9 protein-coding genes are annotated in these 12,679 nt (G+C 74.3%); 3 read left to right on the top strand and 6 right to left on the bottom strand.

Annotated elements, in window-relative coordinates; genetic code table 11:
- Positions 1-46 precede the first annotated feature (46 nt).
- Positions 47-1,069, bottom strand: a complete 1,023-nt coding sequence (locus tag ACFVHI_RS17735; RefSeq protein ID WP_380340271.1) for an ABC transporter substrate-binding protein — start codon at positions 1,067-1,069, stop codon at positions 47-49.
- Between the two features lie 468 nt (positions 1,070-1,537).
- Here ACFVHI_RS17735 and ACFVHI_RS17740 point away from each other — a divergent pair, with 468 nt between their 5' ends.
- A complete protein-coding gene (locus ACFVHI_RS17740; protein WP_380340274.1) occupies positions 1,538-2,320 on the top strand; it encodes an IclR family transcriptional regulator in 783 nt (260 codons plus the stop codon).
- 81 nt (positions 2,321-2,401) lie between these two features.
- On the opposite strand, the gene ACFVHI_RS17745 is transcribed toward ACFVHI_RS17740, so the two are convergent.
- The 5 genes from ACFVHI_RS17745 to ACFVHI_RS17765 all read right to left on the bottom strand — a co-directional run bounded on the left by ACFVHI_RS17745 (position 2,402) and on the right by ACFVHI_RS17765 (position 8,664).
- A complete protein-coding gene (locus ACFVHI_RS17745; RefSeq protein ID WP_380340276.1) occupies positions 2,402-3,235 on the bottom strand; it encodes a winged helix-turn-helix domain-containing protein in 834 nt (277 codons plus the stop codon).
- Positions 3,236-4,165: 930 nt separating this feature from the next.
- Positions 4,166-4,717, bottom strand: a complete 552-nt coding sequence (locus ACFVHI_RS17750; protein ID WP_063351534.1) for an ATP/GTP-binding protein — start codon at positions 4,715-4,717, stop codon at positions 4,166-4,168.
- A 127-nt stretch (positions 4,718-4,844) separates the two neighbouring features.
- Entirely contained in the window at positions 4,845-5,366 is a 522-nt protein-coding gene (locus ACFVHI_RS17755) for a DUF742 domain-containing protein (RefSeq protein WP_380340279.1), read from the bottom strand.
- Positions 5,367-5,374: 8 nt separating this feature from the next.
- Complete coding sequence (locus ACFVHI_RS17760; protein WP_063349983.1) at positions 5,375-5,794, bottom strand: roadblock/LC7 domain-containing protein; 420 nt, start codon at positions 5,792-5,794, stop codon at positions 5,375-5,377.
- Entirely contained in the window at positions 5,791-8,664 is a 2,874-nt protein-coding gene (locus ACFVHI_RS17765; RefSeq protein WP_380340282.1) for a nitrate- and nitrite sensing domain-containing protein, read from the bottom strand. The genes ACFVHI_RS17760 and ACFVHI_RS17765 overlap by 4 nt, the downstream gene beginning before the upstream one ends.
- A gap of 553 nt (positions 8,665-9,217) precedes the next feature.
- Between ACFVHI_RS17765 and ACFVHI_RS17770 the strand changes: the two genes are divergently transcribed.
- Entirely contained in the window at positions 9,218-11,098 is a 1,881-nt protein-coding gene (locus tag ACFVHI_RS17770) for a long-chain fatty acid--CoA ligase (protein WP_063349981.1), read from the top strand.
- Between the two features lie 272 nt (positions 11,099-11,370).
- Entirely contained in the window at positions 11,371-12,558 is a 1,188-nt protein-coding gene (locus ACFVHI_RS17775; protein ID WP_380340287.1) for a polysaccharide deacetylase family protein, read from the top strand.
- Positions 12,559-12,679: the final 121 nt, after the last annotated feature.

Consider the following 12,679-nt stretch of genomic DNA (forward strand, 5'->3'; position numbering starts at 1 on the left):
CTGAAATCTGTTAGTTGTGATCTGTCAGCCGGCGGCCGGGCGGCGCTCAGCCGCCCACCGCGGCGCGGCGCCGTTCGCGCAGCAGCTCGTGGGCGGCGCGCAGGGGTTCCGGGTCGGCCCAGCCGGGGATGTCGACCGGGGAGGCGAGGAATCCCCGGTCCCCGAGGAAACGTTCCTGCTGCGCCAGCAGCTCCAGGCGCTCCGCCGAGAGGTCCAGGTGCAGGGTGCGGTGGCTGCCCGGTGCGTACGCCCCGGCCACGCCCTCGGCGCCCGCACCGGTCTCGGCCCGCAGGATCCGCACCACCTCCGCCGGGTGCTCGGCCGCCCAATCGGCGGCCTCCAGCAGAACGGCGAGGAAGCGGGCGACCAGCTCCGGCTGCTCGTCCAGCAGTTGCTGATGGACGGTGACCGGCCGGGGCGTCCCGTTGTTGACCCGGGCCCGGCGGTCCGGCACCGCGTCCAGTTCCACGGCCACCTCCGCCCCGACCCGGCGGGCCGCCTCGACGGCGAGCGCCCCCTTCACGTACACGGCGTCCACCACACCGTCCCGCAGCGCGGCCAGCTCGCCGGCCCACTGCCCGCCGCCGGGCAGGCCCGGGACGTCGACCAGCTCGGCGTCGTCCAGCGTGAGCCCGGCGAGGCCGAGGGCGCCGCGGAAGCCGGCCAGGGCCATCGCCCGCCAGAAGTCGATGCCGATGTCATGATGTGGGACCGCCAGCCGCAACCCGCGCAGGTCGCCGGGGCCGGTGATGCCGCTGCCGGCCCTGACCAGGACCACCTGGCGCTCCTCGATCCAGGTGAGGCCGACCAGCCGGGTCCGCTCGCCGCGCGAACGGGCCCACAGCGCCGGGACGTTGCCGCCCTCGCGGAACAGTCCGGTGAGCGCGTGGGTGTAGTGGTGGTCGGCGGCCACCTCCGGCGGGGCGTCCTGGAGCGAGCGGACGGCGATCCCGTCGGCGGCGAACTCGCGGGCGAGCCACCCCTGGTCGGCGGCGATCCCGGTGGCGGTGGGCACCGGGCAGCGGGTGAACCAGAGGGTGTCGGGGGCACTGGGGGAAGGGCTGGGCACGGGGTGTGGTCCTCTGCGGAGGGGGCGGGTTCGGCGGGCGCCGGAAGGCTGCGGGTCTGGGCACGCCGCGCGGGTCACGGGGACCGGGGCGTCGGGGAGTTGCACGAGGTGGCGAGTCGGGCGGGGCGGTGGGTCGCGCGAGGCGGGGAACGCCGGACAGTGCGGCGCGAGGGGAGCGTCAGCGACAACACGCGCAGGAGGCGAGGCACCGGTGGATCGTCACGGCGTCGCTCCTTCCTGCGGGTCGGGGTTGCGGGTGGTGCGCCGGGCGGCGGGCGTCCGGCGCGATGTGAGGAGCGTTCCACGACGATCGAGCCGGAGGCAAGGTTTTGCCACATGGTGGGATCACTTGTTCATCAACGCCATTCCATTGCAACGTCGTCGACACAATCCCGCAGCACTCGCTGCCCTACGCTGAGACTCCTCCCGGTGATCCAGCCGGATTCCCGAACCGAAACGCGAGGTGCCATGGCCGAGGCCGCCACCGCCGTCCAGGGCCCGCCGGCCGGTGCGCAGGCCGTCCAGCGTGCGCTGGGGCTGCTGCACTGCTTCCACGACAACGGCCCCGACCTGAGCGCCTCCGACCTGGCCCGCCGGATGGACCTCTCGGTCTCCACCGCGCACCGGCTGGCCCGGACGCTGGTCAGCGCCGGCTTCCTGGAGCAGGACGAGCAGACCGCGCGCTACCGGCTCGGCCCGGCGGTCGCCGAACTCGGTCAACTCACCTTCCACCAGCGCGGACTGCACCTGGCCGCACCCGAGTTGGACCGGCTGTCCCGACGCACCGGTGCGACCGCGGACCTCGCGATCCGCAGCGGTCCGCACGCGGTCATCCTGGTGGGAGCCTCCGTCCGCCCGGACACCGGCCTCGGGCTGCGCCGGCCGCTGCACTCCACGGCGCTCGGCAAGGTACTGCTGGCCTGGCCGCGCCCGGGGGAGCCGGCGGTGTCGGCGCTCGGCCCGCTGCCGTCGTTCACCGACCGGACGATCACCGAACCAGCCCGGCTCTACGAGGAGTTGGCGAAGGTCCGGAGCTCCGGGTACGCGCTCAACGACGGCGAGTCGGCCGCCGGGGTGCGGACGGCGGCCGTGCCCGTCCTGGACGGCACCGGGCAGGCCCGGTTCGCGCTGGCCGTCCGCTCGACCCCGGCGCACCTGACCGACGACCGCCTCGACTGGTTCCTGGGCCACGCCCGCACCTGCGCCGACGCGCTCGCCGTCCTGTTGCTGCCGCCCGATCAGCACGCCTGACGTCACGCCACAATGCCGCAGCGGGCTGCCCGTTGCGCGATGGCACGGACAACCCGCCGCGGCAGGAAGTTCGGTGGCCGATCAGCTGGCCGGGGTGTACTTGTAGCCGACCCGACGGACCGTCACGATCGTGTCGCGGTAGCCCGGTCCGAGCTTGCGGCGCAGCCGGGCGACGTGCACGTCGACCGTGCGGCCGTCGCCGACGTGGCCGTAACCCCAGACCGCCGAGACCAGGTGATCCCGGGTGTGCACCCGCTGCGGGTGCTCGGTGAGGTGGGCGAGCAGCTCGAACTCCAGGTAGGTGAGGTCGAGCAGCCGCCCGTCGACGTAGGCGTTGCGCCGCTCGGCGTCGACGGCGATGCCGCGCCCGGCCGGTCGGACCGGGCGAACACCTGCCTGTGCGGGCACACTCACGTGCGCACCGGCGTGCGCACCGACGTGCTGTACACCCGAGGGCCCGCCGAGGGGCGCGCCGGCGGGCACCGCCGCCACCGGGCTGTCGGCCGGCACGAGCACCAGGTACCCGACCATCGGGTTCCCGGTACCGGCGCCGAACTGCGTGCCGTACTGGGCGAGCAGACCCTGCGGCAGCGCGCCCTGCGGCAGGGCGGCGACGACGGTCGCCCCCTCGGGCAGCGCGGCGAGCAGGGCCGCCGGCGCGGCCGGGAGGACCGCGCCCGGCTGGGGCACGACGCCCGCGCCCGCCGGACGGGACGGGATCGCGTGAGAGGACCGGACCGCTCCCCCGGGCCATCGCTCGGCGGCCGGCGAGCCGTGCGAGAGCGGGGAGGCGGAGGAGCCCGGCGCGCCGGAGACGCCGGAGCCGGCCGGGGCGACGCCCGGGACGGAGCGGACCGCGCGCAGATGCGGGGTCGCGGAGGGCAGGGGCAGGGTGGCCGTGGATGAAGAAGACATGGTGTGCCGCTCATTTCGCGCGTGACGGACGGGGTGGAGTCGTCTGCGCGTCGACCGGGCGTACTGCCGGGCTGATCCGGAATCAGCCTGCGGAGGGCCGGGACGCGCTGGGCGAGCCCGGACACGTCTGATCGAACAGGTGCGGCTGCCGGGACGGCCAGAACGGCTCAAGGTCGAGGCGACCCTGGTGGCTGTCCCCGGCGCGGTTCGCGCGCCCGTTCCACCGCCTGGCCGGTCCACCGACGCACATCGCGGAGGCCGCCCCGGTCGAGCGGGGACGGCCGGCGATGCCGGGGGCGGGGCTGGTGCAGGCGATGTTCACTGGTGGTCTCTCCGCGAGGCGGGGCCGGATCGGCGGTCGCGGGCACGCCGGATGAGGCGGGTCCGCTACGGCCTGGTCGACGGGATTGGCGGTGCGTCAGACGGCGGCCGGGTGGGCCGGGAGCGTCAGGGACGTACCGGGAAGGGGCCGGCCGGTCACCGACAACAGGCGCTGCAGATCAGCGCCTGGTCGATGTAGCGGCGGACGGTGAGCACCGGCGTGACGGGGGCGGGATCGGTCGTGGCGCGTCGCTGGCCGACGGTCATCCTGCTGCCCTCCCCCTTGCTCTGCACGACGGCGCGTCGTCGTCGATGCGCGCCTTCGTGAACGGAACGTTTCCGGCCCTCCCGACGGCACGGCCGGGCGGCTTTCGTGCCCAGAGCCTTCCACGCCGGGCCGGTCTAGGCAACCTTCGGCACACCGAACGTCCGGGATGCGGACAACCGAATGAGACGTCGGGAGGCTCGGAGGCTCTGTGAAGCCTCTGTGCGGGTGCAGTGCCGGACCGATGGTGCGGCGGCGTCAGACCGGGGGCGCGGAGGCGTCAGACCCGGACGCGGTGTCGTCAGACCGGGTCACGGCAGCGCCCGGCCCGGGGTGTGGCGGCGTCAGATTCGGGCCGGGGTGCCGCGGTGGCGACGGGCGGCGGCGTGCTCGACGAGCGCGACCAGGAGTTCCTTCCCGTCCTCCCGCAGGCGCGCGTCACACAGCAGCACGGGAATGTCCGGGTCGAGGTCGAGCGCGTCGCGGACCTCGTCCGGGGAGAACCGCTCGGTGCCGTCGAAGCAGTTCACCGCGACCACGAACGGGATGCCGCGCTGCTCGAAGAAGTCGACCGACGGGAAGCAGTCGGCCAGCCGCCGGGTGTCCGCGAGCACCAGTGCGCCGAGCGCGCCGCGGGCCAACTCGTCCCAGACGAACCAGAACCGGTCCTGCCCGGGTGTGCCGAACAGGTACAGCGCGAGTCCGGGCCGCAGGTCGATCCGGCCGAAGTCCATCGCCACGGTGGTGGTGCGCTTCGCCTCCACGCCCGAGGTGTCGTCCACCGGGCGGCCCAGTTCGCTGAGCTCCTCCTCGGTGCGCAGCGGCCGGATCTCGCTCACCGAGCCGACCAGCGTGGTCTTGCCCGCGCCGAAGCCGCCCGCGACGAGGATCTTCACCGCGACGGCCGGGCCGCCGCGCCAGCGCGGGTCGTTGGCGCGACCGCCGGAGCCGTGGCCGCCGGGGGTGCCGCCACCAGGGGTACTGCCGGCAGAGGTACCGCCGGCAGCGGCGCGGCCGTCGTGGTCAGAGCGCACGGAGTCCATTGATCACGTCTCGCAGCAGGCGCTCGTCCGGCAGCTCGGCGAGCGGAACGGGTCGGGTGACGCTGATCAGCTCGGCGTCGTAGAGGTCGCCGAGCAGCACCCGGACGACGCTGACCGGCAGGTCGGTGTAGGAGCCGAGTTCGGCGACGGACAGCGGCTCGCGGCGGCACCAGGCGAGGAGGGTCTGGTGCTCCGGGTCGAGGACGTGCGCGGGCACGGCCCCCGCGTTCGGCCCGGGCTCGGCGGCGGTGATCAGCGAAATCAGGTCGAACAGGCCGTCCTCGACCGGCCGGGTGCGGCCGCGGGTCATCGAGTAGAGCCGCACGACCGGGCCGGCCTCGTCGTCGAACCAGCGGTCGTCGGCAGGGGCACGCGGGTGGAGCAGGTCGGACTCGGCCCCGTCCTGGCCCGCCCACTCCACCACCGCCCCGGCCGACACGTCCGAGCCGCCCGAGCCAGACGACTCGGGCGGCCCCGCCGCCTCAGCCTTCGGATCCGCCATCGGACCGCTCATCTCCCCGGCGGCGCGGCTTCGGTGCGCGGCTCGGCGGCCAGGTGCTCGCCGACCCGCTTGACCAGCAGCGCCATCTCGTAGGCGATCTGGCCGATGTCGGCCTCGGCCTCGCTCAGCACGGCCAGGCAGCTGCCGTCACCGGCCGCCGTGATGAACAGGAACGCCTCGTCCAGTTCCACCATGGTCTGGCGGACTCCGCCGACCTTGAAGTGCCCGCCGGCGCCCTTGGCCAGGCTGTGGAATCCGGCCGCGACGGCCGCCAGGTGCTCGGCGTCCTCGCGGTCGAGGTCGCGGGAGGCTCCGGTGGCCAGGCCGTCGCTGGAGAGGATCACGGCGTGCCGCAGGGCCGCGACGCGCCCCACCAGGTCGTCCAGGAGCCAGTTGAGGTCCCCGGACGGCTGCGTCGAAGTGGTCATGAATCAGTTCCTTCCGATGGAGCGGGTGGTGCAGGTGGTGCTGTTGGTACGGGTGTTGCCGATGGTGCAGGTGTTCCCGGTGGTGCAGGGTTTGCCGGGTTCCGTCGGACGGGCGAGCCGGCCGGCACCCGACGGGCGAGCGGTGCCCGGGCACCGTCCGGCGGCGCGGACAGCGCCGCCGGGGCGGGTGCCGGACTGATCGCCCGCCGGGCGGGGTCCGGTGGCTGCCAGGCGGGTACGGCGGCGGGCCGGGCACTCGACGGGGCCGACCTGGGCGTGGCGGCGCCGCGCCCTCGGGTGAAGCCGCGCTGGAACGAGGCGAAGGTGGCCCGCGCCTCCTCGGGCGAGCGCTCACGCGCCCGCTCGGCCTCCTGGGCCTCCCGGGCCCGTCGGGCGGCGAGGGCGGCCTCGTCCTCGGGCCCGTGGTCGGCCCTCTCCCGGAGGCGCTCCTTCAGCTGCTCCTTGAGCTGCGGCGCGAGGTTCGCCTGCCGGACCCGCCGGGGCAGCCCGCCCTCGGTCCGCGGGCCTGCGACCAACGGCGGGTCCGCGGGCCCGTCGACGACGGGAGCGGCAGTGGTCGGCTCGTCCCGACGGTGGCGCCCCGTCCCCGCACCGTCCTCGGCGTCCCTGGGCGGCGCGGGCACCAGCACCGGCCCGCCCTTGGTCCGCGAGGCCCGTCGCGGCAGCCCGCCCGGTGTCCGGGCCGGCTCGGGCGTGGACGGCCGGGGACCGCCGCTGCCCCGGTTCCGCTCGTCCTCCCCCGCGACGGAACCGGCCACAGACCCGGCACCGGCACCGGCGCCGACACCGACGGCAGAGCCGGCAGCGGCCCGAGCCGCGCCCTCCGCCGTACCGCCGCCGCCACCACCACCGCCACCGCCACCGCCGAGCGCGGGCACGGCGACCAGGTCGCGCTGTCCGCGGCGGACCGGGGCGGAGCGATGTCCGGTGGGCGGCGGTTCGGGCAGGCCGTCCGGCGCCTCGGCGAGCAGTTCGCGCGGGATCAGCACGACCGCCGTCGTCCCGCCGTACGGGGACGGGCGCAGGTGGACCCGGATGCCGTGCCGCCGGGCCAGCCGGCTGACCACGAACAGGCCCAGCCGGTCGGTGTCGGCGAGGTCGAACTCCTGCTCCACGGCGAGACGTTCGTTGGTTTCGGCGAGGAGTTGATCGCTCAGCCCGAGCCCGCGGTCGTCGATCTCCAGCGCGAATCCGTGCGCCACCACCTCACCCTGGACGGTGACTTGGGTGGTCGGCGGGGAGAACACCGCGGCGTTCTCGACGAGTTCGGCGATCAGGTGGGTGACGTCCGCGACGGCGCTGCCGAGCAGGCCGGTGCCGGGGAACGGCCGGACGATCACCCGGGCGTAGTCCTCGACCTCGCCGACTGCCGCGCGGACCACGTCCACCATCCGGACGGGCTTGCGCCAGGCGCGCCCGGGCGAGCCGCCGGCGAGGATGATCAGGCCCTCGGCGTGCCGCCGCATGCGCGTGGTGAGGTGGTCGACCTTGAAGAGGTCGGCCAGCTCGGTCGGGTTCTCGGTGCGGCGCTCCATGGTGTCGAGCAGGGTGAGCTGGCGGTGCAGCAGCACCTGGCTGCGCCGGGCCAGGTTGACGAACACCGCCGAGACGCCGCGCCGCAGTTCGGCCTGCTCGACGGCGGCCTCGACGGCGGCCCGCTGGACGGCGTTGAAGGCCTGGCCGACCTGGCCTATCTCGGCCGCCCCGAAGCGCAGTTCGGGTGCCTCGGCCGCGACGTCCACCGCCTCGCCGCGGCGCAGCCGCAGCATGACGGAGGGCAGCCGGGCGCCGGCCAGTTCGTTGGCCGCGTTGCGCAGTCCGATCAGTTCGCGGGCGAGGCCGCGCCCGATCCGGAAGGAGATCAGCACCGACAGGACGACCGCGACCAGACCGATCGCACCGGCGATGCCGCCGCGCCAGAGCAGCCCGATCGCGGCGGACCGTTCGCGCTCGCCGATCCCGTTGGCGATCCGGGCGTTGATCGAGGTGAGGTCGCCGAGCGCCCGGTCGGCGGTCTCCCGCCAGGAGTCGCCGTTGATCGCCTGGGCGACCCGCTCGGGGCCGCCGGCGCCGACGAAGTCCGCTTCGGCGCGGGCCAGCGCGGCCCAGGCCTCGCCGCCGCGCAGGGCGATGTAGTCGGACTGGTCGGCGGGTTCGAGTTCGGCGATGTAGACGGTGAACAGGGCCTGCTGGTTGTGCAGGGCGTCCAAGGCGACCTGGTACTGCTCGGCGGTGGGCTTGGCCGCGCCGCCGCGCAGGCCCTCCATCGCCGCGTCCTCCTGCGCGAGGTACTCGCGGGCGCGCACCAGCTCGATCAGGATGGTCCCCTGCCGCGGGAGTTGGCCGCTCTGCCGGGCGACGTAGGCGGACCGGAAGCCGAACACCGGCTTGACCAGGTCGCTGTACTGCCCCAGCGCGAACTCCCAGTTGAGCGCGGAGCGGCCGACCTGCGCGCGCAGCGGTCCGATCTGGTCGGCGGCGGCGATGATCTGCAGGAAGCGGCCGCGCTGGGAGCTGGAGAGCTTGCCGCCCGCGTGGTCCTTCTTCTGCCGCAGGACGTCGAGGCTGCGGTCGGTGGCGGCCTTGGCGTGTTCGTAGGCGTCCGTGGCGACCTGCGAGTTCGGGACGGCCAGTCGCTGGACGGCCGCGCGGCGCTCGTTCTGCAGATCGTCGGCGTACCGGTCGACCGGGGTCCCGAACTCCTTGTACGTACGGCTGATCTCCAGCTGGCCCCAGACGTCTCCGGTGGTGGCGAAGGTCGCGTACACCCACAGCGCGGTGAGTGCGACGATGGGCACCAGGAGCAGCGCGATGATCTTCGCGCGGATCGAGCTGCTGCGCAGACGCATGGAGTCCTCGGTCGGGAAGTGCCAGGCGCGGACGGGGAGCGGTTCGGAGGAGCCGCGGGGCTCGGCCGGAAAAGGCTTGGGAAAGGGCTTCGGAAAGAGTTCGGGTGCGGGCTTCGGGAATCGGCTTCGGGGCTGGTCGGCGTGGATGGTGCGTCGTCGGATCGGGCCTGGCCGGGAGGCCCCCGGTCGCAGGTCTGCGAGAGCCTACTACGCCCTGACCACTCGTTCGAGGGTCGTACCAATCCACTTCCCCGGCTTGCCCCGCACACGTCAGGATCGACTCCCGGTCACTGCGGGCTCGCGTCCGGATCATCCACCTCCGCCCGGTTTGCCCGGTCACCGAACGCACGCGGTTCCTCCTCGGCGGCGACACCTTCCGCAGGGACCGGTGCCGATCTCGTCGCGTCACGGTCACAACCCTGGGCAGTGACAGGCCGATCCGATAGTTTCGCTCCACCTGCGCGGCCCGGCACCGCCGCCACGGCCTCCGGCGCCGACACCGGTTCCGGCACCGGCGCGGGCAGTGCCGCCGCGAGACGCCAACGGGGGGAATGTGCGCGAGTTCACCACCCCCGCCGTGGCCGGGCCCGAGGCCACCGGAGGACTCGCCGACTCGCTGTACGACACCGCCGAACGCACACCGGACCTGGTGCAGCTGGCCCGCCGCGTCGGCCCGCCGGGCCCCGCCGACCCCGCCGAGCACCGGGACGGGCACCGGTTCGGGCACCGGGACGAGTGGCGGGGCGTCACCGCGCGGGAGTTCCGCGACGAGGTGCTCGCCCTCGCCAAGGGCCTGCTCACCCGGGGCGTGCGCTACGGCGACCGGGTCGCCCTGATGTCCCGCACCCGCTACGAGTGGACGCTGTTCGACTACGCGCTCTGGTCGATCGGCGCGATCACCGTCCCGGTCTACCCCACGGCGGCGGCCGAGCAGGTGCGCTGGATCCTCGCCGAGACCCAGGCGGTGGCCTGCCTGGTCGAGGACGAGGACGCCGCGATGACGGTCGGCGCGGTCTGCGACGCGCTGCCCGACCTCACCGGCATCTGGCAGCTGGACCGCGACTGCGTCGCCGCGATCACCGAGGACGGCCGTGACGTGCCCGACTCGCTCGTCCACCGCCAGCGGCTCGGCGTCACGGCCGGGAACGTCGCCACCGTCGTCTACACCTCGGGCACCACCGGCCGCCCCAAGGGCTGCCTGATCACCCACGCCAACCTGGCCGCCGAGGCCGACGCGCTGCTCGGCGGCTGGCGGGAGGCCTTCCACGACACCGGCGGCGGACAGCCGTCCACCCTGCTGTTCCTGCCGCTGGCACACGTCTACGGGCGGGCCGTGCAGGTCGCGGCGATCCGCGGCGGCTTCCGGATCGGGCACGTCCCCGAGGTCTCCACCGACGCCCTGCTGCCCGCGATGGAGTCCTTCCGGCCGACCTTCCTGCACGTCGTCCCGTACGTCTTCGAGAAGATCTTCCAGCAGGCCCGGCGGGCCGCCGAGGACGCCGGGCGCGGCGAACTCTTCGAACAGGCCCGGCAGGTGGCCGTCGACTGGGCCGCCGCCCGGGAGCAGAAGGCGTTCGGGCGCGGGCCCGGGCCCAGCCCCAAGCTGCGGCTGCGCCACCTCGCCTACGAGCGGACCGTCTACCAGCGGCTGCGGGCCGTACTCGGCGGCCGGGTGCGCAGCGTGATGTGCGGCGGCTCCGCGCTGCGCCGCGAACTCGGCCTCTTCTTCACCGGCGCCGGCCTGCACCTGTACGAGGGCTACGGGCTGACCGAGACGTCCGCCGCGATCACCGCCAACCCGATCGGGCGGCAGAAGCTGGGCACGGTCGGGCACCCGCTGCCGGGCTCGTCGGTGGCCCTCGCCGACGACGGCGAGGTCTGGGTGCGCGGCGGCTCGGTCTTCGGCGGCTACCTCAACCACCCGCAGTGCACGGCGGAGTCCCTGATCGACGGCTGGTTCGGGACGGGCGACCTGGGCCGGCTGGACGAGGACGGCTACCTGACCATCACCGGCCGCAAGAAGGACCTGATCGTCACCAGCAGCGGCAAGAACCTGGCCCCGTCGGCACTGGAGGAGCGGGTGGCCGCGCACCCACTGGTCTCCCAGTGCCTGGTGGTGGGCGACGACCGCCCGTACGTGGCCGCGCTGATCACGCTCGACCCGGCGGCGCTGGCGCACTGGTTGAAGACGCACGGGCTGGAGCAGCTGGACCCGTGGGCGGTGCTCGCGGACGAGCAGCTGCACACCGAGGTACAGCGCGCGGTGGCGGCGGCGAACACGGCGGTGTCGCGGGCCGAGTCGATCCGCGCGTTCCGGCTGCTGCCCCGCGAGTTCAGCCAGGACCAGGGGCTGCTGACACCCTCCCTGAAGCTGCGCCGGGCGGCGATCGCCGAGTACTACGCCGATGACATCGCGGAGTTGTACGTCCCCTGACGGATCGTCTCGTCCCTTTTGTGGCAGGTGTGGTGGGCTCCGATTCACCGGCCGTTCCCTTGACGGGCTGATTGGTCCAGTCCATTGTTTCTCCTCGGTCCGAGTGCGGCGCACCATCCGCTCCCGCCCCTCCGGGAGCACCCAGGTCCCGCGAGCCCGGTTCCAGCGGCCCGCCCCACGGGCCCGGTTCCAGGGTTCCGGTTCCAGGGTTCCGATTCCGCCACGCCCTCCCCACGGGCGTGTCCCCCACACGCAGGAGTCCTCTCGTGTCGATGTCCACGCGCCCGTCTGCGCGCCTGTCCGCGCGCCTGTCCGCGCGCCTGTCCGCGCTGGCCGCCTCCGTCGCGCTGCTCACCGCCTTCGCCGCCCCGGCGGCCTCCGCCACCCCCGGGCCCGCCCCGAGCGCCCCGAGCGGTCCGAACACCCCGAGCGGCCCGACCGTCAACCTGGCCACCAACCCCGGCTTCGAACTGCCCGCCCCCGACCTCTCCGCCTGGGGCGCCGTCCCCGGCTGGAACTGCACCGGCGGCCCGGCCGAAGCCGCCGTCACCACCACCACCGCGCACTCCGGCGCCTCCGCGCTCACCGTCACGCCGGCCGCCGCCGACTCCACCGGCGAGTGCGCGCAGACCGTGGCCGTCCAGCCCAACACCGCCTACACCGCCTCGGCCTGGGTCCGCGGCGCCTTCGTCTACCTGGGAGCCACCGGCACCGGCAGGGACGTCGCCCCGGCCTGGACCGAGACCACCGGCGGCGGCTGGCAGCAGCTCACCACCCGGTTCACCACCGGCCCGAACGCGCACAGCGTCCGGCTCTACGTCCACGGCTGGTACCAGCAGGGCCCGTTCTCTGTCGACGACGTCCGGGTGGACGGCCCCGCACCCGCCCCGGCCGTGGCCGCCGGATCCGTGCCCACCAGCGACAAGGTCGTCTTCTTCACCATCGACGACGGCTGGCAGCGCACCCCCGAGGCGGAGAAAGTCATCGCCGACCACCGGCTTCCGATCACCGCCTTCCCGCTGCCGATGCCGGCCGGCACCGACCCCGACTTCTTCCGGCGCGTCACGGCCGTACCCGGCTCCTCCATCCAGGACCACAGCGTCTCCCACTCCGACCTCAGCAAACTGCCGCTGGAGCAGCAGCAGATCGAGATCTGCGACGCCCGCGACGCCCTGACCCGCCAGTTCGGCACCACACCGGTGGCCTTCCGCCCGCCGTACTTCGCCTGGAACGCCGACACCCTTCAGGCCGCCGCCAACTGCGGCATCCGCACCGTGCTCACCGCCGACGCGGACTTCAGCTGGGGCGCGTCCAACATCTGGCACCCGGGCCTGCTGCAGCCGGGCGACGTCGTCCTGATGCACTGGACCGACACCCTCGCCACTGATCTCCAGCGCGCCCTCGCCGCTGCCGACGCGGCCGGGCTCAAGCCGGCCGGCCTGGTCGACTACCTGCACTGACACGTCGCCGTCGGGGGGGGCCCCCCCGAGCCCCCCCCCGGGGGGCGCGACAACCGGGGGGCCCCGCCCCCCCCCGGCCGGGTTAAGCCAAAAACATCGCCCAACACCCCCCCACCCCCCA

It is taken from the genome of Kitasatospora sp. NPDC127121 (genome assembly GCF_042677305.1).
Lineage (GTDB): Bacteria > Actinomycetota > Actinomycetes > Streptomycetales > Streptomycetaceae > Kitasatospora.